Genomic DNA, 23108 nt, shown 5'->3' with positions numbered 1-23108 from the left:
CGAGAGAGTAACTGCATGACCGACATCGTCCTCGACATCAACAATCTCGTTGTCGCTCTCGGCAAGCAGCCGGGCGCAAGCCGCATCATCGACGACGTTTCGCTGCGGGTAGCGGAACGCGAGACGCTGTGCCTGGTCGGCGAAAGCGGCTCCGGCAAGTCGGTGACCTCGCTCACGGTGATGGGCCTGCTGCAGAAGGGCTCGCTGATCCCGACCGGCGGTAGCGTCAAGCTGGTCGGCGAGGAGTTGCTCACCGCGAGCGACCGCCGCTTGCGGCAGTTGCGCGCCACGCGGATGGCGATGATCTTCCAGGAGCCGATGACGGCGCTCAACCCGGTGGTGCCAGTCGGCCGCCAGATCGACGAAGTCCTGCGCGTGCATACCGATCTCGACGCCCGCGCGCGGCGGCGAAAGATCCTGGCGATGATGGAGCACGTGCGGCTGCCCGACGTGGAGCGCATCTTCGCCTCCTACCCGCACCGGCTCTCGGGCGGACAGCGCCAACGCATCATGATCGCGATGGCGCTGGTGCTGGAACCGAAGCTTTTGATCGCGGACGAGCCGACCACCGCACTCGACGTCACCACGCAGAAGCAGATCCTGACGCTGATCCGCGACCTGCAGCGCGACCATGGCACTGCGGTGCTGTTCATCACCCATGACATGGGCGTGGTCGCGGAGATCGCCGACCGCGTCGCGGTGATGCGTCATGGCCGCCTGGTCGAGAGTGGGCCGCTGGATGGCATCCTGCGCAATCCGTTGATGGAATATACCCGCAACCTGCTCGCCTCGGTGCCGAGCCTGGTGCCGCGTGCGCCACGCCAGGAGACCAACGAACCGGTGGTGCTGGAGGCCAACGAGCTCTGCAAGATCTACCGCGAGCGCTCCTTCTTCGGCAAAGCCCGCGAAGTCCCGGCCGCCAAGAATGTCACGCTGACGCTGCGCAAGGGCCGCACGCTCGGCATCGTCGGCGAAAGCGGCTCCGGCAAATCGACGGTGGCGCGCTGCATCGTGCGCCTGATCGACCCGACTTCCGGCGGCGTGCGGCTGGTGGGACGCGAAATCTCCGAACTGTCGCGGCGGCTGCTGCAGCCGCACCGCAAGAAGATCCAGATCATCTTCCAGGACCCCTATCGCTCGCTCAACCCGCGCGTCACCATCGGCGAGTCGATTGCGGAAGGCCCGATCAATTACGGCATGCCGCGCAAGGAAGCACTCAGCAAAGCGCGCGAGCTGCTCGAACTGGTGCACCTGCCGGTGGACGCGATCTCGCGCTATCCGCACCAGTTCTCCGGCGGCCAGCGCCAGCGTATCGCCATTGCGCGCGCGCTCGCGCTCGACCCCGAGGTGCTGGTGGCGGATGAGGCGGTGTCTGCGCTCGACGTCTCCGTGCAGGCGCAGGTGCTGGATCTCCTGGATGAAATCCAGAAGCGGCTCGGCATTGGGCTGCTGTTCATCACTCACGATTTGCGCGTTGCGGCGCAAATCTGCGACGACGTCGTTGTGATGCAGCATGGCCGTGTCGTCGAACAGGGGCCGGCGGCGGAAGTGCTCACTCACCCGAAAGAGGCCTACACCAGGGCGCTACTTGATGCCGCACCCGGCCGCGGCTGGGATTTCGCCAATTTCCGCCCCGTCGCTGAGGCGGCGGAGTAGCCGCCTTCCCGTCATTGCGAGGAGCGCAGCGACGAAGCAATCCATGCGTCCGCGAGCGGCCGCATGGATTGCTTCGCTTCGCTCGCAATGACGGCCAAACTGGCGCACAAGCCAATTCCCAACGCCCATGCGGCATGCAAATCCGGAATGCTTCACGGCTTGCGCTGGCCGCAGCGACACGCTTAACGTCGCGCCCCACGAACTCCTTTCCGAGACCCTGATCAATGACCCGCATCGCCGTCGGCGGCTTCCTGCACGAGACCAATACCTTTGCGCCCACCAAAGCGACCTATGATGATTTCGTGCATGGCGGCGGCTGGCCATCGATGGCGCATGGCGCAGACGTGCTGAAGGTGATGCGGAAGATCAATGTCGGACTTGCCGGCTTCGTCGAGGCGGCCGAAGCCAGTGGCTGGGACCTGATCCCGACGATCTCCTGCGGCGCGAGCCCGTCGGCGCATGTGACCGAAGATGCGTTCGAGCGCATCGTGAAGGAGATGGTCGACGGCATCGCCAATGCGGGTCCGCTCGATGCCGTCTATCTCGACCTGCACGGCGCGATGGTGACCGAACATCTCGACGACGGCGAAGGCGAGATCTTACGCCGCGTGCGCAAGGTGATCGGTAAGGACCTGCCGCTGGTCGCGAGCCTCGATCTGCACGCCAACGTCACGCCTGAGATGGTCGAGCATGCGGATGCGCTGATCGCCTACCGCACCTACCCTCACGTCGACATGGCCGATACCGGCCGCGCGTCCGCAAGGCATCTGGCGCTGCTGCTGAAGACCAGGCAGCGCTTCGCCAAGGCGTTCCGGCAATTGCCGTTCCTGATCCCGATCAGCTGGCAATGCACCAATGATCAGCCGACCAAAGGCATCTACGAGAAGCTCGCCGCGATGGAGGGCGATGCGGTGCCGACCCTGTCGTTTGCGCCGGGTTTTCCCGCAGCCGATTTCGAACATTGCGGGCCGAGCGTGTTCGCTTACGGCCGGACCCAGGCCGACGCCGATGCCGCCGCCGACAAGCTTGCCACGCTGATCGCAGGCCATGAGGACGATTTCGACGGCTGCATCTATTCGCCCGACGACGGCGTGCGCTATGCGATGGAATTGGCGAAGACCGCGACCAGACCGATCGTCATCGCAGACACACAGGATAATCCCGGCGCCGGCGGCGATTCCGACACCACAGGCATGCTGCGGGCGCTGGTGCGAAATAATGCCACGCGCGCCGCAACGGGCGTGATCTACGATCCCGAGTCGGCGAAGGCCGCGCACGCCGCGGGCGTCGGCGCCACCGTGACGCTCGCGCTCGGCGGCAAGTCGGGCATCCCTGATGATGCGCCCTACAAGGAAACCTTCGTCGTCGAACAGCTCTCGGATGGAAAGTTCGTAGCGCCCGGCCCCTATTATGGCGGCCGCGACATGGACATGGGGCCATCCGCGTGCCTGCGCATCGGTGACGTCCGTGTGGTCGTCAGCTCGCACAAGGCGCAGCTCGCGGACCAGGCGATGTACCGCTATGTCGGCATCGAGCCGACCAGGCAGACGATCCTCGTCAACAAGAGCTCGGTGCATTTCCGCGCCGATTTCGAGCCGATCGCGGAAACGCTTTTGATCTGCGCCGCCCCCGGCGCGATGCCGGCCGACACTGCCTCGCTGCCGTGGACCAAATTGCGACCGGGGATCCGCATCAAGCCGAACGGCCCCGCCTTCACGCCTGCCAGCAAATCACGTGCAACCGGATAAGGACCCAATGCCCACCATCGAACGCATCGAAGGCTTTGCCGACGAACTCACGGTGATCCGTCGGGATTTCCATGCCCATCCCGAGATCGGCTTCGAGGAGGTCCGCACCTCCGGCATCGTCGCCGAGAAGCTCACGAGCTGGGGCATCGAGGTGCATCGCGGCCTCGGCGGCACCGGCGTGGTCGGCGTGCTCAAGGGCAAGGGCAACGGCGGCAAGCGCATCGGCTTGCGTGCCGACATGGATGCGCTGCCGATGGAGGAAAACACCAACCTGAAATGGCGCTCGACCATTCCCGGCCGCTTCCATGGCTGCGGCCATGACGGCCATACCACCATGCTGCTCGGCAGTGCGCGCTATCTCGCCGAAACCCGCAACTTTGAGGGTACGGTGCATTTCATCTTCCAGCCGGCCGAGGAAGGCCTCGGCGGCGCCCGCGCCATGATCAAGGACGGGCTGTTCGACAAGTTTCCCTGCGACGAGGTCTATGGCCTGCACAATGCGCCCGACCTGAACCATGGCGAGGTCGCGATCCTGCCGGGGCCGGCGATGGCCGGCGCCGATTTCTTCGACATCACCATCCAGGGCTATGGCGCGCATGGTGCGATGCCGGAGCGCTCCAAGGATGCCGTCGTGATCGCGATGACGCTCGGCCAGGCGCTGCAGACCATCGTCAGCCGCAACGTCGATCCGCTGCAGGCAGCGGTGTTGTCGATCACGCAGATCCACTCGGGCTCGGCCTATAATGTCATCCCCGGCGATGCGAAGCTGTGCGGCACCGTGCGCGCATTCTCCGACGAGGTGCGGGCGCTGATCCGCGAGCGCATGCGCGCGATCTGCGCCGGCATTGCGGTGACTTTCCAGGTCGAGATCACCGTCGACATCCGCGACATTTTCAGCGTGCTCATCAACCAGGAAGAACAGTCCAGGGTCGTCGAGCAGGTCGCGCGCACCATCGTCGATCCGTCAAAGGTCATCACCCGCTCGCAGCCGAAGATGGGCAGCGAGGATTTCGCCGACATGATGATGGCGGTGCCCGGTGCCTATTTCTGGGTCGGCCATGACGGCTCGGTGCCGGTGCACAATCCCGGCTATGTCCTCGACGACAAGATCCTGCCGATCGGCGCCAGCATGTTCGCGCGCATCATCGAGACCCGTTTGCCGGTAGGTGCCCATGCATAAGCCACCCCCCGAAGAAGCCGTCACCTCGCTGCACGACCTTTCTGCAACCGACCTGCTCGCGGGCTACCGCGCCAAGCAGTTCTCGCCGCTGGAGGTGCTGGACGAGGTGATCGCGCATGTCGCGCGATGGGAGCCGCACATCAGAGCCCTCTATCTCTACGACCCGGACGGCGCACGCGCGGTGGCCAAGGCCTCCACCGACCGCTGGCAGGCCGGTGAGCCAATGGGCACGCTCGATGGTGTGCCGGTCACGATCAAGGACAATATCGCCACCAAAGGTCAGCCGGTGCCGCTGGGCGCCGCCAGCGTCAAGCACGTGCCGGCGGAGAAGGATGCTCCTCCCGCCGCGCGCTTGCGCGAGGCCGGCGCAGTGATCTTCGCCAAGACCACGATGCCGGATTACGGCATGCTGTCGTCTGGCCTTTCCTCGTTCCATCCCCTCACCCGCAATCCCTGGGATCTCAGCAAGAATCCCGGCGGCTCGAGCGCCGGCGCGGGCGCAGCCGGTGCAGCCGGCTATGGTCCGCTGCATCTCGGCACCGACATCGGCGGCTCGGTGCGCCTGCCCGCTTGCTGGTGTGGCCTGGTCGCGCTGAAGCCGAGCCTCGGGCGCGTTCCGATCGATCCGCCCTATGTCGGCCGCGTCGCGGGGCCGATGACCCGCATCGTCGATGACGCCGTGCTGATGATGAGCGTGCTATCACGCCCCGACCGCCGCGACGGCATGAGCTTGCCGGCGCATGAGATCAACTGGAAAACGCTGGAGAAGTCGCCGCGCAAGATGCGCTTCGGCCTGATGCTCGATCTCGACGTCGGGCAGGCACTCGAGAAGGAAGTGCGCGACGTCGTGGTGAAGGCAGCGAAAGCCTTCGAATCCGCAGGCGCCGTCGTCACCGAGGTCGACGGCTTCTTCACGCGGGACATGCTCGATGGTCTCGACAATTTCTGGCGCGCGCGGATGTGGGACGATCTGTCGAAACTGTCAGCGGAAGAGCGCGGCAAGGTGCTGCCCTATATCTACAAGTGGGGCGAAGCCGGCGCAAAGCTTTCGGGCGTGGACGTCATCCGCGGCTTCAACCAGACCATGGCGATCCGTGCGGCCGCCGCCAAACTGTTCTGCGATTTCGACTACATCATCTCGCCGGTCTCGCCGGTCGTGAACTTTGCCGCCGAGCTTGCCGCGCCGCTCAACGATCGCGACAAGCCGTTCGAACACATCTGCTATACGGTGCCGTGGAATATGTCGGAGAACCCGGCACTGTCGATCAACGGCGGCTACGACAAAAAGGGCTTTCCGATCGGCGTGCAGATCATCGGCCGCCGCTTCGACGATATCGGCGTGCTCGCCATGGGCAAGGCATTCGAGGCCCTGCGCGGCCCGCAGCGGCCCTGGCCGCAGCCGCCTGAGAAATAAAGTATCTCGCATCGTCATTCCGGGATGGCCCGAAGGGCCAGGCCCGGAATCCATGTATCCACGCGCGCTGGCGTGGTTATGGATTCCGGGCTCGCGCTTGCGCGCGCCCCGGAATGACGTGCTAGAGATAGACAACAAACAGACACAAGGAAGGAAACCACTCCATGGCGTATGAGACGATCAAATACGAGGTCGCCGAGCAGATCCTCACGATCACGCTGAACCGCCCGGACAAGCTCAACGCCTTCAACGCGACGATGCAGCAGGAATTGATCGACGCCTTCGACGCCGCCGACAAGGACGACGGCATCCGCGCCATCATCGTCACCGGCGAAGGCCGCGCCTTCTGCGCCGGCGCTGACCTCTCTTCCGGCGCCAACACCTTCGATCGCGATGCGCGGCGCGGGCCGGTGAAGCGCCTGCCGAGCGGCGAAGTCGACTACAGCGACCCCAATGTGCGCGATGGCGGCGGCCAGGTAACGCTGCGCATCTTCAAGTCCCTCAAGCCGGTGATCGCGGCGGTGAACGGGCCTGCGGTCGGCATCGGGGTCACCATGCAGCTTGCGATGGATATCCGCATCGCCTCTGACGCCGCGCGCTTCGGCTTCGTGTTCTCCCAGCGCGGCATCGTGCCGGAGGCGGCCTCGAGCTGGTTCCTGCCGCGCATTGTCGGCATCGCGCAGGCCCTGGAGTGGTGCTACACCGGCCGCGTCTTTCCGGCGCAAGAGGCGCTTGCCGGCCGTCTCGTCAGCAAGGTGGTGCCGCCGGAGGAGCTGTTGCCGACCGCCCGCGCACTGGCAAAGGAGATCGCCGCCAAGACCGCGCCGGTCTCGGTGGCGCTGATCCGTCAGATGATGTGGCGCATGCTTGGCGCCGACGATCCGATGGAAGCGCACAAGGTGGACAGCCGCGGCATCTATGCCCGCGGCCGCTCGGAGGACGTCAAGGAAGGCGTGGTCTCGTTCCTGGAGAAGCGCCCGGCGCAGTTCAAGAACAAGGTCTCTTCCGACATGCCCGACTATTTCCCGTGGTGGCAGGAGCGCGAATACAAGTGAGAGGGCCGTAGGGTGGGCAAAGCGGAGCGTGCCCACCAATCCCAGCGGAGTGTTGATGGTGGGCACGGTGCCGACGCGCCTTTGTGCACCCTACGGGATGGCGTCGTTCTCTTGCACGGCATCAGCCGGACCGCGCGTTCGTTTCGCAGAATGGAGCGCGCGGTTGAGCGCGTCGGATATGCGACGCTCAATCTCGACTACGCCAGCCGCCGCAAAGCGCTCGAGGCGTTGGCCGAAGATATTCATCCCGCGATTGACCATCTTGCTGGCCGACTCGACGGCCAAGTGCACTTCGTCTGTCATTCCATAGGCGGACTATTGGCACGGGTCTATCTCGCCAAATACCGGCCGCCCAATCTCGGCCGCGTGGTGATGCTGGGCACGCCGAATGGCGGCAGCGAGATCGCGGACCGCTTGAAGCACGTCGTGCTGTACCGTGCCTTCTTCGGCCCTGCGGGACAGCAGCTCGGCACGCTGCGCGATGCCGCGACCATGGCGCTGTTGCCGCCGATCGACTATCCGGTCGGCATCATCGCAGGGAACCGCTCGATCTACCCGGTCGCGTCGGCCTTCCTGCCGCGGCCACATGACGGACGTGTGTCGGTCGCGAACACGAAGCTGGAAGGCATGATCGATCATATTGTCGTGCGCACGTCACATCCGTGGCTGGTGCGCAGCAACGAAGCCATCGCGCAGACGATTGCGTTCCTTCAGGAGGGAAGATTCGAGGTGGGTTCGTAAAGTGGGCGTTGATAACGCGCCACCTCGTTTTTTGATCCATGCCGCGCGTGCATGGAGACAAGCCTGCCGTTCCACTGCAACGCAAATTCGCAACGCGATATCGTCGGTACAAATCCGGCTATTGAATCGGTACCGATGCGACCTCGCCTGCGGATGCTTGTTCTGGCACCCCTCGTCCTCGCCGGCTGTGCCGAACGGGACGCCGAATGGGCGCGACGCGGCAGGGAAAGCCTGATCGGACTTAATCAATCAAATATCAGAATGTGCGCGGGCCTGCCGACTGGAACCGCCAAGGACGGCACCGGCGAAATCTGGATGTACGAGCACGCCGCCAGCGCGCCCGGCGGTGTCGCACCACCGGCCCTCACGATCCCGCCCGGGCTGAACATCGGCGGCCAGCCTTTGAACGGCTATTGCCGTGTGCAGCTCCGCTTCGTCGGCGGCAAGGTCGCAGAGGTGCAATATGCCGGGAATACCGACATCGGCGACGCGCGGGATGCCGTCTGCGGCCAGATTGTGCGAACGTGCCTCGGCTACGCGCAGGCCGGCAAGTGACGATGAGACCGTCATTGCGAGGAGCGCCGCGACGAAGCAATCCATCGCGCCGCAAGCGGAGAAATGGATTGCTTCGCTTCGCTCGCAATGACGGCTAATCCATCACCAACGCCACGCGGCCGATTGCCTTGCGCTCCAGCAACAGGCGCATCGCCTTCGCATAGTCCTCCAGCAGCAGGCGATGCGAGATGTTCGGGCGCACCTTGCCGGCTTCCGCCCATTCGGTCAGCGCCTTGAGGCGCACCTCGCCCAACGCCGGATTGCGGCGCACGGCTTCGCCGGCGCGAATGCCGAGCACGCTGGCGCCCTTGATCATCAAGAGATTGGTGCGGGCAAGCCCGATGCCGCCGGTGAAGCCGATGACGAGCAGCCGCGCGCCCCAGTTGATGCAGCGCATCGAGTTCTCGAACACCTCGCCGCCGACAGGATCGAACACGACATCGGCGCCGCCACCATCGGTGATGCGCTTCACGGCATCGCGAAACGGCTCACACGCATAGAGTACGAGATGGTCCGCTCCCCTCGCCTTCGCGATCGCAAGCTTCTCCTCGCTGGATGCCGCCGCGATCACGACGGCGCCGAGCAGCTTGCCGACTTCGACTGCGGCCAACCCCACGCCGCCGCCGGCGCCATGCACCAGCAGCACCTCGCCGTGCCTGAGTTGGCCGCGATCGATCAGCGCATGATAGGCGGTGCCGTGCGCGGCGAGGAAGGTCGCTCCTTCCGCGTAATCGAATGTCGATGGCAGCGGCGTGAGCTGCGACGGTGCGGCCACCGCCTCGTCGCTGAAGGCGCCGTAACGCATCTTCACGATCACCTTGTCGCCGACTTTGACGCCACCGCCGTCGTTCGCCTCGATTACATCGCCGGCAGCTTCCATGCCCGGCGTGAACGGCAATGGCGGCTTGAGCTGATACTCTCCGGCAGTCATCAGCACATCCGGGAAGTTGATCCCCGCAGCGCGGATCGCGATGCGCACCTCGCCCGGCTTCAGCGGCACGGGTGCGAACGTTTCCAGCCGCAACAGCTCGGGCGGGCCGAGCTCGCGGCAGACCACGGCCCTGGGCATCAGGCCGCCTGCTTCTTGCGCGCCAGCGCCTCGCGGATCAGCGGCAAGCGGTCGTTGCCGAAATACATGTCGGTCTTGTCGATGAAGATGGTCGGCGAGCCGAAGCCGCCGCGCGCCATCACTTCATCGGTATTGGCCTTGAGCTGGTCCTTGATCGCCTGCTCACTGACGCCGGCGAAGAATTTTGCCGGGTCGATGCCGATCTTGTTGCAGATCCCGGTCAGCACCGCATCCTGCGAAATATCCTTGTCCTCGCCCCAATAGGCCTCGAACACCGCGCGCGCGAACGGCACCATCTTCTCATTGCCGAGCCAAATGCAACCGCGCATCGCCTTGACGCTGTTCACCGGAAACACACTCGGCGGCATCTTGATCGCAAGGCCCGCCGAGCGCGCCCAGTCGGCGAGGTCCTTCGTCATGTAGCGCGCCTTCAGCGGCACCGGCGTTTCGCGCGAGGCATAGACGCTCGGATTGACAGTATTGAAGATGCCGCCGACCAGGATCGGCCGCCAGGAGATCTCGGCGCCGAACTCCTTTGCCAGCGGCTGGATGTTGTGGAACGCGAGATAGGTCCAGGGGCTGGAGCAGTCGAAGAAGAACTCGATCATGGCGGCATTTCCCTAAAGTCTGCAATTTCTTGTTTCAGCGGGGCTCGCCATCCAGCATAAGACATGGCAGACAGGCGCTCAATCCGAACCGAGGGAGGCCAGACATGCTGTTTCCGACCACGATTGCAGGCTCCTTGCCGAAGCCGGAATGGTTGGCCGAACCTAACACGCTGTGGGCGCCCTGGAAGTCGCAAGGCGACGAGCTTGCGCGCGCCAAGCGCGACGCAACTCTGTTGGCGTTGAAGCTGCAGGAGGATGCCGGGATCGATCTCATCACCGAGGGCGAGCAGGCACGGCAGCATTTCGTCCACGGCTTCCTGGAGAAGGTCGAGGGCATCGATTTCGCCCACAAGATCGAGATGGGTATCCGCAAGGACCGCTATAAGGCCATGGTGCCGCAGGTGGTGGCGCCCTTGCGGCTCAAGGGCCGCGTCCATGCGGATGAAGCCCGCGTCGCCCGCACCCACACCACGCGCAAGCTGAAATTCACCCTGCCCGGCCCGATGACCATCATCGACACCATCGCCGACAAATATTACGGCGACCGCGTCAAGATGGCGTTCGCGTTTGCCGAGCTCCTGAACGAGGAGGCGAAGGCGCTCGAGGCCGATGGCGTCGACATGATCCAGTTCGACGAGCCCGCCTTCAATGTCTACATGGACGAGGTCCGCGACTGGGGCATCAAGGCTCTGGAGCGCGCCGCGGAGGGGCTGACCTGCGACACCGCCGTGCACATCTGCTACGGCTACGGCATTAAGGCCAACACCGACTGGAAAGAGACGCTGGGCAGCGAGTGGCGGCAATACGAAGAGACGTTCCCGGTGATCGACAAGAGCGCGATCCAGCAGGTCGCAATCGAATGCCGCAACTCGAAAGTGCCGCTCGAACTGCTTGCGCTGCTGCCGGGCAAGATCGTCCAGGCCGGCGTGATCGATGTCGCGAGCGACATCGTCGAGACCGCGGAGGACGTGGCCAGCGTGATCGAGGCGGTCTCGAAATTCGTGCCGAAGAGCAACATCATCGCGACGACCAATTGCGGCATGGCACCGATGCGGCGCGACGTCGCGGAAGCCAAGCTGATGGCGCTCGGCGCGGGTGCTGCGCTGGCGCGGCAGCGGCTCGGCTGATGTCGAACGCTTCTGTTCAAGGTTGAATGATTAAGTACCGTAGCCCGGGTGAAGCGCCAGCGTAACCCGGGACCACTCGCAAACGCCGACGCAGGTGTCCCGGGTTACGCGTTCCGCTCCACCCGGGCTACGAGTTGCATCACGCTCGGATGAAGCACCGGCTGATAACCGGCCGCGAGGGCGCGAACCGTTGATGGCGGCGTCAGCAGCATCGCGGCATTCGCGTCGATCTCGCTGCGCGAATAGCCGGCGAATGACCAGCGCAGCGGCTCGCCGTTCATGATCAAATAGCTCTCTTGACCGGCCTGCACCATCGCGCCGTCGGGCAGTTTCGCAAACGGCGCCGGCAGCGGGTGCAGCCGCTTCCTGCCGCGGTCGAGGCGCTCGCGGTGAAGCACCGCGTCGATCTCGCGCGCGCGGAGATTGTCGACGCCATTGCCCCGTTCCCAAGCGGCACGAAAGTGATTGGCATCGTCGCGGCGGCAGAAGAAGCAGGGGCGATGGCCAGCGGCGAGCGCGGTCGCTTCGTCGAGGAAGAACAATTCGGTCCAGCTTCGCCCGCCCATCACCTTGCGGCGCCGGCCGCGGAATTCGCACACACAAGTCAGCCACGCCGGGCTCGACCAGCGCTTTTTCAGCAGCGTCTTGGTGGCGGGATCATGGATGATGCCGCGATTGCCGGTGAACAGCCCACGGCGCGGCGTGGCGACGATCTCGCCCGTTGGCGTGACGCGGTTCTGCAGGGGCATTGGTGGTTCTCCTTCTCCCCGTCCTTCACGGGGAGAAGGTCGGGATGAGGGGCTCCGTCCGCGAACACTGACACATATGTATTCGCGGAGAGTCCCCTCACCCGGATCGCATCTTCGATGCGATCCGACCTCTCCCGCCAGCGGGGCGAGGTAAGAGCTACGCCGCGCCGTCGCGAATCGGGGGCTGGAAGGAGAGCGCGGTGTCCCAGGGGAAGAAAATCCAGGTGTCCTGGGACACCTCGGTGATGAAGGTGTCCACCAGCGGTCGGCCCTTTGGCTTGGCATACACGGTGGCGAAATGGGCATCGGGCATCATCTCGCGCACCATCTTGCCGGTCTTGCCGGTGTCGACGAGGTCGTCGATGATCAGAAGCCCCTTACCGGTACCGCCGCCGAGTTTGGCGGTTTGCTCTGAAATGCCCTTCAGGACCTGAAGATCACCCTGCTTGGTGTGGTCGTAGCTTGCAACGCAGACGGTGTCGATGACGCGCACGCCAAGCTCGCGCGCCACGATCGCCGCCGGCACCAGGCCGCCGCGGGTGATCGCGATCACCGCCTTGAACGGGCCGACCTCGTTGAGCCGCCAGGTCAGCGCCCGGCAGTCCCGATGGAACTGGTCCCAGGAGACCGGGAAGGCCTTGCCTGCCCGCTCCTGCGCGCTGAGGGTCGTATCCGCCGCCATCTGTCTCTCCAAAAATCCTTCTGCAGTGCTTCTGCGCCGCTTTAGCGAGTAACCTGCAGGTTCGCCAGCATCTCCTTCACCGCGGTCATTGCGGCTGCGAGCTTATCGGGATCTCGCGAGCGGACCACCAGATTGGTGTTCGGCCGCTGCTCTTCGTCCATGAACGGATAGCTGCCGATGATGGTGTCGGGATGGGCCATGGCGATCTCCCTTAAGGGTCCGCCAATGTCGCCTTCCCGCGCATTGGCGCGGATTGAATCGGACAGCATTCGCGCGCCCGATTTCAGGCGCGGCGCAACGATATCCATCATCGCCTGCATGATCGTCGGTATGCCCGCCATCACGATGACATTGCTGAGCTTGAAGCCGGGCGCGAGGATGGTCGCGCTCTGGATCAGGTCGGCCCCGTCGGGGATGCGCGCCATCCGCAACCGCGCCTCGTTCAGGTCCTGGTCGCTCCAGCGCTCGCGGAAGCGCGCCACTACTTCCGGGTGGTGATCGATGCCGACGCTGAACGCCTTTGCCACGGCATCGGCGGTAATGTCGTCATGGGTCGGGCCGATGCCGCCGGTGGTGAAGACATAGCTATAGCGGTGGCGCAGCGCATTCAGGGCGGCGACAATCTCGTCCTCATCGTCGGCGACGACACGCACTTCCTTCAGGTCGATGCCGATATTGGTCAGGTATTCGGCGATGAAGCCGATATTCTTGTCCTTGGTCCGGCCGGACAGGATCTCATCGCCGATCACCAGAAGGCCCGCCGTGACGATCTCGCTCATGGTCTCTTCCTCACCCTTTTCCGCCCAGGCCCTGTCGATGCAGCGCCGTGAAGTCGCGGGTCTTTGCTGCCGAAATAAGCAGGCGGCAGCCGATTTTTCGAGCAGCCCCTTGAGACACCCATACCAAATGTCGCCAGCCAATGCATATCCCGCTGGCCCGCCCCTTGCTACCATCCCGTCAAGTCATGCACTGTGCCGCATGGCTTGGGAGGACAGTCAGGATTTATGGCAGTTGCATTCGATGAGATGAACGGCCATGGCGGCATCGAAATCCGCCAGGCCTACCAGGAGCTCTCCCGCTGGCTGAAGGAGACGCCCCCGGATGCGCTGGAATATCGCCGCCAGGAGGCGGAGCTCCTGTTCCGCCGGATCGGCATCACCTTCGCAGTCTATGGCGACGCCGAAGCCCAGGAGCGGCTGATCCCCTTCGACGTGATCCCACGCATCCTGTCCGCCAAGGAATGGGCGCTCTTGGAAAAGGGGCTGAAGCAGCGCGTGCTTGCCCTCAATTTGTTCCTGCGCGACATCTATCACGGCCGCGACATCCTGCGCGCCAACATCATCCCGGAAGATCTGATCTTCCAGAACCCGGTCTTCCGCCCGGAGATGAACGGTCAGGACGTGCCGCACGACGTCTATGTGCATATCGCCGGCATCGACATCATCCGGACCGATCCGGAAAACTTCATCGTGCTGGAGGACAATGCGCGTACGCCATCGGGCGTGTCCTACATGCTGGAAAACCGCGAGATCATGATGCGGCTGTTTCCGGACCTGTTCGCCCGCCACCGCGTCGCGCCGGTCGAACGTTACCCGGACGAGCTGCTGGCGGCGCTGCGCTCGGTCGCGCCGCGCGGTGCCGCCGCTGAGCCGACCGTGGCGCTGATGACACCCGGCATCTACAATTCTGCCTATTACGAGCACTCCTTCCTTGCTGACAAGCTTGGCATCGAGCTGGTCGAAGGGCGCGACCTCATCGTCAAGAACGATGAAGTGTTCATGCGCACGACCGAGGGCCTGAAACGCGTCGACGTGATCTACCGCCGCGTCGATGACGACTTCCTCGATCCTCTCACCTTCCGCCCGGACTCCGCGCTTGGCGTGCCCGGGCTCATGTCGGCCTATGCCGCCGGCAACATCACGCTTGCCAACGCGGTCGGGACCGGGATCGCCGACGATAAGGCGATCTATTCCTACATGCCCGACATCGTGAAATTCTATCTCTCCGAGGAGCCGATCCTGAAGAACGTGCAGACTTGGCGCTGCCGTGAGCCGCAGGATCTCGCCTATGTGCTCGACAATCTCGACGACCTCGTCGTGAAGGAAGTGCACGGCTCCGGCGGCTACGGCATGCTGATCGGGCCCGCCGCGACGAAAGCGACCATCGAGGCCTTCCGCGACAAGCTCAAGCGCGAACCCGAAGGCTTCATCGCCCAGCCGACATTGGCGCTGTCGACCTGCCCGACATGCACCGACAAGGGGCTGGCGCCGCGCCATGTCGATCTGCGCCCGTTCGTGCTGACCGGCAGCGAGCACGTCACCATCGTACCGGGCGGGCTGACGCGGGTGGCGCTGAAGGAAGGCTCGCTCGTGGTCAATTCCAGCCAGGGCGGCGGCACCAAGGACACCTGGATACTGGATGAGTGATTTGAAGCTGGGCGTACAAATGCACTCCCTCCCCCCTTTACCAACCTCACCTCCCCCTGAAAGGGAGAGGTCGGCGCGTAGCGCCGGGTGGGGGTCCTCTCTCCGCGCGGCCAACCCCCACCCCAACCCTCCCCCTTTCAGGGGGAGGGAGTGCATTTGTGCATGCCGCGTTTTGTGAGGGCTTTCGCATGCTGTCGCGCACCGCCGAAAATCTGTACTGGCTCGCCCGCTATATCGAGCGCGCGGAATATCTCGCGCGTACCATCGACGCCACTTTGCGTGTCACGGCGCTGCCGGCGGCCTATATCGGCAAGACCAATGAATGGGACTCGGCGCTGCTGACCGCCGGCGTCGGCCAGAGTTTTTATGATCACTACCAGGAAGCCAACGAGCAGAACGTCGTCGAATACCTGTCGTTCGCCACCGAGAATCCTTCCTCGATCAGGAATTGCATCGAGGCGGCCAGGCTCAATGCACGCTCGGTGCGCACTGCGCTGACCGGCGAGATGTGGGACACCATCAACGCGGCCTGGATCGAACTGCAGGCGGTCTGGTCGAAGGGCACCGGGAGCCGGGAGGATCTGGCCAAATTCCTGCGCTTCGTGCAGGAGACGTCGCTCCGCTTCGATGGCTCCGCCTATCGGACCATGCTGCGCAACGATGCCTATTGGTTCTCGCGGCTAGGACTGCATCTGGAGCGCGCCGACAACACCGCGCGTATCCTCGACGTCAAATATCACGTACTGCTGCCCGAGGAGGAGCATGTCGGCGGCCCGCTCGACTACTACCAGTGGACCTCGATCCTGCGCTCGGTGTCGGCACTGACGGCCTATCACTGGGTCTATCGCGAGACGCTCAAGCCTTGGCTGATCGCGGACCTGTTGATCCTCAACGACACGCTGCCGCGGTCGCTTGCAAGCTGCTACGGCAACCTCGTGCGCAACCTCGATCAAATCGGCGTCGCCTATGGCCGCCAGGGCGCCGCGCAGCGCCACGCCCGCGGCATCCGCAACAGACTTGAGCACAGCCATATGGACGACATCTTCCAGCACGGCGTGCATGAATTCATCCAGGAATTCATTGCAGATAATTCGCGCCTGGGTGAGATCATCACCAAGCAATATCTGCTATAGGGCTACTGCCCTCGAGTCAGGACCAAGGCCATGCGCCTGCAAATTGCCCACACCACGACCTATCGCTACGATCCCCCGGCTTCCGGCGTGATCCAGATCCTCCGGATGACGCCGACAAGCCATGACGGGCAGTATGTCGCCGGGTGGCAGATCGACGCCTCGACCGACTCCAGGCTCGACACGCATGAGGATGCGTTCGGCAATGTCACGCATGTGCTGACTCACGGCGCGCTCGCCGATCTCGCCATTTATTGCGAGGGACAGATCGAGACCCAGGACACCGGCGGCGTGCTGCGCGGCACCGACGAACGCTTTCCGCCGAGCCTGTTCCTGCGCTCGACCGCGCTGACCGAGGTCAATCCGGCAATGGCAGCCTTCACCCGCGAGTTGCGCTCGGAGGCCGATGGCGACGTGCTCGGCTTCCTGCATGCGCTGACGGTGCAGATCTACGAGGGCATGGCCTTCGACGAGGACCCGACCAACAGCGGCACCACGGCGGCGGAGGCCTTCGCGCTGAAGCGCGGCGTATGCCAGGACTACGCGCACATCTTCATCACCTGCGCGCGCTCCGGCGGCGTACCGGCCCGCTTCGTCTCCGGCCATTTCTTCCGTTCCGACGGCACGGTCAACCAGGCCGCCGGCCACGCCTGGGCGGAAGCCTATGTGCCCAATCTCGGCTGGATCGGTTTCGATGCCGCCAACGGCATCTGCACCACCGATGCCCACGCCCGCGTCGCCGTCGGCCTCGATTATCTCGGCGCTGCTCCCGTGCGCGGCACCCGTTATGGCGGCGGCACCGAGACGCTCGCCGTTGCAGTCAAGGTTGAGCACGCCGGCCGTCGTCCCGGCCAGTGGCAATCGCAGTCGCAGTGATCACTTCGCTCGAAGACGCTCTGGCTGCGTTACAGCCGTAATCAAGAGCGACCTCGTTGAAACCATGCGGTAGCGCCACGTCTCCATTCTCTTGTGCGACACCTTTACGGCAAGAGAGGTCGAGACAGATGCTCCATCAAGACCGATTTCGTGACCTTCGTTCGCTGACGGCACCGGATAGCAACAAGACCGTGCTCGACGGCATCCGGAAATTGGCTCCCGAGATCACGGCTCGCGCCGCCGAGATCGAAGCCGCACGCTGCGTCCCGCCAGACCTGATCGATCGGCTCAAATCGATCGGTGTCTTCCGGATCTGCGTGCCAAGAAGCCATGGCGGACTGGAACTGGCCTTTCCGGAGGGGGTGGAGGTCATCAGGGCTCTTGCCCGGCTTGACGGGTCGATCGGTTGGATCGCAATGGCCAGCAGCGGCGGCAGCATTTTCGTGACCTTGCAAAGACGCGAAACTTACGAACGCATCTATCGGAATGGACCGGACGTATCCCTCTGCGGATCCGGGCAGCCGGCCGGACTGGCCCAACCCGCGCCGGGCGGCTTCCGGGTCAGCGGCCGATGGCCCTTCGCGAGCGGCTGCAAGCATGCCGAGTGGATGGCGGGATTCTGCATCATCACCAACGACAGCGGCGACCCGGTCGTCGGTCCGCACGGGCAGCCGCTGGTTCGCGGCGTTGCGTTGCCCGCGCAGGATTGGGAGATCGAGGACACCTGGCATGCGGTCGGTCTCAAGGGAACCGGCAGCCACCACATTGTGCTGCGCGATGAGCTGATCCCCGAGGCCAACTTCTTCGATGTCGAAGGCGGCGTGCCCTGTGTGCCAGGCCCGCTGTATCCCAAGGTGCTGCCGTTGCTGCCGATGTTTCACGCTGCAGTCTCCGTCGGAATAGCCGAGGGCGCCGTGGACGAATTGGTGGCGCTGGCGCAAACGGGGCGGCAGCAGTTCCGGGCCGCCACGCCGATGCGGGAGTCCGAGGCGTTCCAGCTTGAGCTTGGCCGCATTTCCGCCGACCTCAGGGCGGCACATGCCTTTTTCGAAGCGCAGACCGCAGAGATCTGGCATCGCGCCTTGGCGGGAACGCTTAATGATGAAAGCATTCATGTCGAGGCAACGCAGGCCGCAATCTGGATCACAACCAGCTGCGTTCGGGTGGTCGACGCCTGTTTCGCGCTCGCCGGAGCCAGCGCCGTCTACGAGTCGTCGCCGCTGCAGCGGCGCTTGCGCGACATGCACGCCGCCGCCCAGCACGCCCATACGCAGCAAAGGCAATATGTCGCTGGCGGCAAGCTGCTCCTGGCACGCTCGGCAAAGGATGCCGGACAGACATGATGGTGGCAGGCTAGGCGGAATAGCTGTCGGCCTCCAGACGCGCGCATTGACCATGGACATGGACCGACGTCACTTTGTTATCGCCGCTCTCGCCAGCCTGGCGCCGCTCGGCTACGCCGCCGCAGCCGAGCGGTGGCGGAGCCTGCCCGCGACGCCGGCGCCGGTCGCAGGGCGCAGCGCGCGAGCGCAGGTGAATGGCATCAGCCTGTTTCACGTCGAACTCGGCGAAGGAAGCCCGGTGGTCTTTCTCCATGGCGGGCTTTCCAACTCCGATTACTTCGGTCTGCAGGTGCCTGATATCGTGCGCCGACATCGCGTCATTCTTGTCGACAGCCGCGGCCATGGCCGCAGCACGCGCAACGCGCAACCCTTTGGATATGATCTGATGACCGATGATGTCGTCGCGCTGCTCGATCATCTGCAGATTCCGCGCGCGGCGATCGTCGGCTGGAGCGACGGCGCCATCATTGGATTGGATATGGCGATGCGGCATCCCGATCGGGTCAGTCGCGTGTTCGCGTTCGGCGCCAACACCCAGACGTCGGGCCTGAAACCGGATGTCGACAAGGACCCGACCTTTGCGCAGTTCATCGCACGCGCAAAGACCGAGTATGAGCGCCTCTCGCCGACGCCGAAGGAATTCGACCAGTTCCTGCACCAGATCGAGAAGATGTGGGAGACCCAGCCGAACTGGACCGACGAACAGTTGCGCACGATCCGGACCCCCGTGCTGATCGCGGACGGCCAATATGACGAAGGCATCAAGCGCGAGCACACCGAATACATGGCGGCGACCATTCCGGGCGCCGGCCTGCTCATCCTTCCCAATGTCAGCCACTTCGCGTTCCTGCAGGATCCCGTGCTGTTCAACGCAGCGCTGCTCGATTTCTTGAGCTCCTGATCAGAACGGCCCGGCCGGGTCGTGCTATGATCGCTGTTGCCTCAGACCGGAACAGCGAGACAAGCCATGGCAACCGTGAAACTGCTTTCGGACGACGAACTCTCGGCGGAAGCGCGCGCCGTTTTCGAGGATATCCGCAACACGCGGAAGTCGGACTTCGTCAACAATTTCTGGCGCGCGCTCGCGCATGATCCAAAGACCCTGCGTCGAACCTGGGAAAGCATCAAGGAAGTGATGGCTCCGGGAGCGCTCGATCCGAAGGTCAAGGAGATGCTCTACGTCGCCGTCTCGATTGCCCATGGCTGCAGCTACTGCATTCATTCGCACACCGCCAGCGCCCGCGCGAAGGGCATGACCGAGGCCGAATATCAGGAAATGCTGGCGATCGTCGGCATGGCCGCCGAGACGAACCGGCTGGTCACCGCCTTGGGCGTGCCCGTGGACGAGGCGTTCCTCGTCGATGCAGCAGCGGGACGAACTCCGGAATTGTGACCGCGTGGCCCCGGTTCAGCGGGCCATGCCGTAAGAGCGCGGCGATCGCGCTTCCGCACCCCTGCCACGATCCCTTGTCTGAACGCACGCCGTTCCCCGGGGAATTGGGGTTGGATGCGACGGCGAAATTGGCTACTAGTTTGGCGCCGAGACGTTCGGACTTTCGGGGACGGAAATGACCTATTGTTGCGGAATCCTGGTGCGCGACGGCCTCGTCATGATCGCCGACACCCGCACCAATGCCGGTCTCGACAATGTCTCAACTTTCCGCAAACTGCACATCTTCGCCCAGCCCGGCGAGCGGATCATGGCGGTCGCCAGCGCCGGCAATCTCGCCATCAGCCAGTCGGTGCTGTCGACGCTGACGGAAGGCATGGAGGATCCTGAGACCGGCGAGGTCGAGACGCTCCTGAACGCGCCGACCATGTTCCAGGCTGCGCAGCGCATCGGCCGCGCGATCCGCGCGGTGCACGCGACCGAGGGCGAAGCGCTGAGATCGGAAGACGTCTCCTTCGACGTCTCGTTCCTGTTCGGCGGCCAGATCAAGGGCTCGCGGATGCGGCTGTTCATGATCTACACCGCCGGCAACTTCATCGAATGCACCACTGATACGCCTTACCTGCAAATCGGCGAGCACAAATACGGCAAGCCCGTGCTCGACCGCGCCATGCATTACGACGTCGAGCTCTATGAGGCGCTGAAGACCGGATTGATCTCGATGGATTCAACCATGCGCTCCAACCTCGGCGTCGGCCTGCCGATCGACGTGCTGGTGGTGCGCAACGACGTCTGCGAGGCCGACCTCAATCACCGGATCGAGGCAGGCGAACCCTATTTCCACGATCTCCGCTCGCGCTGGTCGGCGGCGCTGCGCGCGGCGCATCAGAATATCCCGAGACCGCCGTACAAGACCGAAACCGAAACCAAGAAACAATAAGGAAGGAAACGATGGCCGAGGCAGAAAAGAGAATAGCTGTGGTCACCGGCGCCGGAACCGGCGTCGGACGCGCCGCATCGCTGGCGCTGATCAATGCCGGCTTCATCGTGGTGCTGGCCGGCCGCCGGCTGGAGCCGCTGCAGGAGACGCGGAAGCTGGGCGGCGACGTCAGCAAGAGCCTGTGCGTGCAGGCCGACATGACCGATCCCGCCTCGATCGCGGCCCTGTTCGCCAAGGTGACGGACACATATGGCCGGCTCGATGTGCTCTTCAACAATGCCGGCATGGGCGCGCCGCCGGTGAATTTCGAGGACTTGCCGCTGGCGCAATGGCAGGCGGTGGTGAACACCAACCTCACCGGCCCCTTCCTGTGCACCCAGCACGCCTTTCGCATCATGAAGGACCAGACCCCGCGCGGCGGGCGCATCATCAACAACGGCTCGATCTCGGCGCACGCGCCGCGGCCGTTCTCCGCTGCCTACACCGCGACCAAGCATGCGATCACCGGCCTGACCAAGGCATCCAATCTCGATGGCCGCATGTACGACATCGCAGTCGGCCAGGTCGACATTGGTAATGCCGCAACCCCAATGACCGACCGCATGGTCGATGGCGTGCTGCAGCCCGACGGCCGCAAAATGCCGGAGCCGCGGATGGACGCGAAGGCCGTCGGCGACGCCGTCGCCTACATGGCGGGCCTGCCGCTCGATGCCAACGTGCTGTTCATGACGGTGATGGCGAGCAAGATGCCATTCGTGGGACGGGGATAGGCTCCACACCCTCAGCCGTCATGGCGAGGAGCGCAGCGACGAAGCAATCCATATCTCCGCAAGCGACGAAATGGATTGCTTCGCGGAGCCTGTCATCGGGCGGCGCTTCGCGCCGACCCGGTGGCTCGCAATGACGGCGGTGCTCCCTACTCCAGCCGCTCCACCTTCCGCAGCGCCGGGAATAATTTCATCCACAATAGCGCAATGGCGACTGTGGCGACGCCGCCGAACACGGCCGCGGGCGCCGCGCCAAGCAGCGCCGCGGTGACGCCACTTTCGAACTGACCGAGCTGGTTAGAAGCGTTGATGAACAGGAAGTTCACGGCGCCCACGCGCCCGCGCATCTCGTCGGGCGTCGAGAGTTGCACCAGCGCAAAACGGATCACCACACTCACGGTGTCGGCGGCGCCGAGAATCGCGAGTGCCAGTACCGACAGCCACATCCACTGCGAGACGGCGAACGCCACCGTCGCCACGCCGAACACGATCACCGCCTGGAACATGCGCATGCCGACATGATGGTTGATGGTGTGGCGCGCGAGATAGGCCGTCATCATCAAGGCGCCGATCGCAGGCGCGGCGCGCAGAATGCCGAGGCCCAGCGGTCCCGTCTGCAAAATATCGCGCGCATAGATCGGCAGCAGCGCGGTGACGCCTCCGAACAGCACCGCGAACAGGTCGAGCGAGATCGTGCCGAGGATCGCGGGATTGCTGCGGACGAACCGCACGCCGGCGTAGAGATCGTTTGAGGTGGCACCTTCGGTGGCCTGCGCCTGTGGCGCGGCGCGGATGCCACCGGTCAGGACCGCGCCGAGCAGCCAGAACAGCACCATGACTGCGTAGGCCAGGCTCGGCGTGACTACATAAGCGAGACCGCCCAGCGCGGGCCCGGCGATGGTCGCGAGCTGCGCGGCGCCGCTCGAAACCGCGGTCGCGCGCTGCAATGCGCCACGCGGCGCAATCAACGGCAACAGCGCCGCCGTCGCCGGGCTCTCGAACGCGCCGGCGATCCCGAGCACGAAGGTGGCAACGAAGATCTGTACCTCGCCAAGAACTCCGGCATAGGTGCTCCACCCGAGGTAGAGCGCAGTGAGCGCCTGTCCGAGTTGGCAGAGCTGCATGACCCGCCGGCGGTCGAACCGGTCGGCCGCATGGCCGGCCACGAAAACCAGCAGCGCGGTCGGCAGAAACTGGACCAGACCGACCATGCCGAGGTCGAAGGCGCTGCCCGTGAGATCGTAGACCTGCCAGCCGATCGCGACCGCGCCAATCTGGCTCGAGAACCGCGACAAGCTTCGCGATGACAGGAACAGCAGGAAGGGCCCATGCGCCAGCAGATCGCGGGCACGGGCCGGCGTTGACGAGGACATGGGCGAGCCGTGGCCGACCTCGGCGTGCTTGTCAATGGTCGCCGCAAAACGGAGCGGCATTGCACTTGCAGATCGTGCTGCCATAATCGTTCGGGAGTTTTGTGGAATGTTACAACTGCAATCGGCGTTCGGCGTGGTGGCGCTGCTGGCGATCGCCTGGGCGTTCAGCGAAAAACGACGCGCGGTATCGATCCGGCAGGCGGTCGTCGGACTAATAGTGACACTGGTCACCGCGCTGGTGCTGATCAAGGTGCCGCTGGTGGCATCCGCTTTCGGCGC

General features: G+C 64.3%; 23 protein-coding genes. 17 read left to right on the top strand and 6 right to left on the bottom strand.

The window, feature by feature from the left end; all coding sequences use genetic code 11:
• Window positions 1–15 precede the first annotated feature (15 nt).
• From J6497_RS35875 to J6497_RS35845, 7 genes are all read left to right on the top strand, one after another.
• The gene (locus J6497_RS35875; protein ID WP_225708925.1) at window positions 16–1656 is read left to right on the top strand and encodes an ABC transporter ATP-binding protein; all 1641 of its coding nucleotides are present in this window, start codon (window positions 16–18) and stop codon (window positions 1654–1656) included.
• Between the two features lie 224 nt (window positions 1657–1880).
• The gene (locus J6497_RS35870) at window positions 1881–3404 is read left to right on the top strand and encodes a M81 family metallopeptidase (protein ID WP_225708924.1); all 1524 of its coding nucleotides are present in this window, start codon (window positions 1881–1883) and stop codon (window positions 3402–3404) included.
• Between the two features lie 7 nt (window positions 3405–3411).
• Window positions 3412–4584 carry a M20 aminoacylase family protein gene (locus tag J6497_RS35865; RefSeq protein ID WP_225708923.1) on the top strand — a complete coding sequence of 391 codons (1173 nt, stop codon included), beginning with the start codon at window positions 3412–3414 and terminating at the stop codon, window positions 4582–4584.
• Window positions 4577–5998: an amidase gene (locus J6497_RS35860; protein WP_225708922.1), complete on the top strand. Its 1422-nt coding sequence runs from the start codon at window positions 4577–4579 to the stop codon at window positions 5996–5998. The genes J6497_RS35865 and J6497_RS35860 overlap by 8 nt, the downstream gene beginning before the upstream one ends.
• A 164-nt stretch (window positions 5999–6162) precedes the next feature.
• The gene (locus tag J6497_RS35855) at window positions 6163–7053 is read left to right on the top strand and encodes a crotonase/enoyl-CoA hydratase family protein (RefSeq protein ID WP_225708921.1); all 891 of its coding nucleotides are present in this window, start codon (window positions 6163–6165) and stop codon (window positions 7051–7053) included.
• Window positions 7054–7134: 81 nt separating this feature from the next.
• A complete protein-coding gene (locus J6497_RS35850) occupies window positions 7135–7794 on the top strand; it encodes an esterase/lipase family protein (RefSeq protein ID WP_225708920.1) in 660 nt (219 codons plus the stop codon).
• Between the two features lie 135 nt (window positions 7795–7929).
• Window positions 7930–8349 (top strand): hypothetical protein, encoded by a 420-nt coding sequence (locus J6497_RS35845; RefSeq protein ID WP_225708919.1) that lies wholly within the window; start codon window positions 7930–7932, stop codon window positions 8347–8349.
• A 94-nt stretch (window positions 8350–8443) separates the two neighbouring features.
• On the opposite strand, the gene J6497_RS35840 is transcribed toward J6497_RS35845, so the two are convergent.
• Both J6497_RS35840 and J6497_RS35835 read right to left on the bottom strand, forming a co-directional pair.
• Window positions 8444–9418 (bottom strand): NADPH:quinone oxidoreductase family protein, encoded by a 975-nt coding sequence (locus J6497_RS35840; RefSeq protein WP_225708918.1) that lies wholly within the window; start codon window positions 9416–9418, stop codon window positions 8444–8446.
• Complete coding sequence (locus tag J6497_RS35835; RefSeq protein WP_225708917.1) at window positions 9418–10026, bottom strand: 2-hydroxychromene-2-carboxylate isomerase; 609 nt, start codon at window positions 10024–10026, stop codon at window positions 9418–9420. Before J6497_RS35835 ends, J6497_RS35840 begins: the two co-directional genes overlap by 1 nt.
• Window positions 10027–10130: 104 nt before the next feature.
• Between J6497_RS35835 and J6497_RS35830 the strand changes: the two genes are divergently transcribed.
• Window positions 10131–11153, top strand: coding sequence for a methionine synthase (locus J6497_RS35830; RefSeq protein WP_225708916.1), 1023 nt, complete (start codon window positions 10131–10133; stop codon window positions 11151–11153).
• 104 nt (window positions 11154–11257) lie between these two features.
• Here the strand turns inward: J6497_RS35830 and J6497_RS35825 are convergent, their stop codons facing one another.
• From J6497_RS35825 to J6497_RS35815, 3 genes are all read right to left on the bottom strand, one after another.
• Window positions 11258–11902, bottom strand: a complete 645-nt coding sequence (locus J6497_RS35825) for a hypothetical protein (protein ID WP_225708915.1) — start codon at window positions 11900–11902, stop codon at window positions 11258–11260.
• 157 nt (window positions 11903–12059) lie between these two features.
• The gene (gene gpt / locus J6497_RS35820; protein WP_225708914.1) at window positions 12060–12584 is read right to left on the bottom strand and encodes a xanthine phosphoribosyltransferase; all 525 of its coding nucleotides are present in this window, start codon (window positions 12582–12584) and stop codon (window positions 12060–12062) included.
• Window positions 12585–12625: 41 nt separating this feature from the next.
• Complete coding sequence (locus J6497_RS35815) at window positions 12626–13363, bottom strand: competence/damage-inducible protein A (protein WP_225708913.1); 738 nt, start codon at window positions 13361–13363, stop codon at window positions 12626–12628.
• A gap of 225 nt (window positions 13364–13588) precedes the next feature.
• Here J6497_RS35815 and J6497_RS35810 point away from each other — a divergent pair, with 225 nt between their 5' ends.
• The 8 genes from J6497_RS35810 to J6497_RS35775 all read left to right on the top strand — a co-directional run bounded on the left by J6497_RS35810 (window position 13589) and on the right by J6497_RS35775 (window position 21459).
• Window positions 13589–15010, top strand: coding sequence for a circularly permuted type 2 ATP-grasp protein (locus J6497_RS35810; RefSeq protein WP_225708912.1), 1422 nt, complete (start codon window positions 13589–13591; stop codon window positions 15008–15010).
• Between the two features lie 188 nt (window positions 15011–15198).
• Window positions 15199–16143, top strand: a complete 945-nt coding sequence (locus tag J6497_RS35805; protein ID WP_225708911.1) for an alpha-E domain-containing protein — start codon at window positions 15199–15201, stop codon at window positions 16141–16143.
• 30 nt (window positions 16144–16173) lie between these two features.
• Complete coding sequence (locus tag J6497_RS35800) at window positions 16174–17016, top strand: transglutaminase family protein (protein WP_225708910.1); 843 nt, start codon at window positions 16174–16176, stop codon at window positions 17014–17016.
• Between the two features lie 128 nt (window positions 17017–17144).
• Window positions 17145–18359, top strand: a complete 1215-nt coding sequence (locus J6497_RS35795; RefSeq protein WP_225708909.1) for an acyl-CoA dehydrogenase family protein — start codon at window positions 17145–17147, stop codon at window positions 18357–18359.
• Between the two features lie 58 nt (window positions 18360–18417).
• Window positions 18418–19260: an alpha/beta fold hydrolase gene (locus J6497_RS35790; RefSeq protein ID WP_225708908.1), complete on the top strand. Its 843-nt coding sequence runs from the start codon at window positions 18418–18420 to the stop codon at window positions 19258–19260.
• A 66-nt stretch (window positions 19261–19326) separates the two neighbouring features.
• On the top strand, window positions 19327–19752 hold the full coding sequence (locus tag J6497_RS35785; protein ID WP_225708907.1) for a carboxymuconolactone decarboxylase family protein: 426 nt from the start codon (window positions 19327–19329) through the stop codon (window positions 19750–19752).
• 175 nt (window positions 19753–19927) lie between these two features.
• Window positions 19928–20689 (top strand): proteasome-type protease, encoded by a 762-nt coding sequence (locus J6497_RS35780; protein WP_225708906.1) that lies wholly within the window; start codon window positions 19928–19930, stop codon window positions 20687–20689.
• Between the two features lie 11 nt (window positions 20690–20700).
• Window positions 20701–21459, top strand: coding sequence for an SDR family oxidoreductase (locus tag J6497_RS35775; protein ID WP_225708905.1), 759 nt, complete (start codon window positions 20701–20703; stop codon window positions 21457–21459).
• A 146-nt stretch (window positions 21460–21605) separates the two neighbouring features.
• Here J6497_RS35775 and J6497_RS35770 read toward each other — a convergent pair whose 3' ends face one another.
• Window positions 21606–22829 carry an MFS transporter gene (locus tag J6497_RS35770; protein WP_225708937.1) on the bottom strand — a complete coding sequence of 408 codons (1224 nt, stop codon included), beginning with the start codon at window positions 22827–22829 and terminating at the stop codon, window positions 21606–21608.
• On the opposite strand from J6497_RS35770, the gene J6497_RS42250 reads away from it, so the two are divergent.
• The coding region (locus J6497_RS42250; RefSeq protein ID WP_376708325.1) for a Na+ dependent nucleoside transporter N-terminal domain-containing protein at window positions 22828–23108 on the top strand (281 nt) is incomplete at its 3' end. The genes J6497_RS35770 and J6497_RS42250 overlap by 2 nt on opposite strands.

It is taken from the genome of Bradyrhizobium cenepequi (assembly GCF_020329485.1).
GTDB lineage: Bacteria > Pseudomonadota > Alphaproteobacteria > Rhizobiales > Xanthobacteraceae > Bradyrhizobium > Bradyrhizobium cenepequi.
The sequence above is the reverse complement of the archived record's forward strand: the minus strand, read 5'-3'. Positions and strand labels throughout refer to the sequence as shown.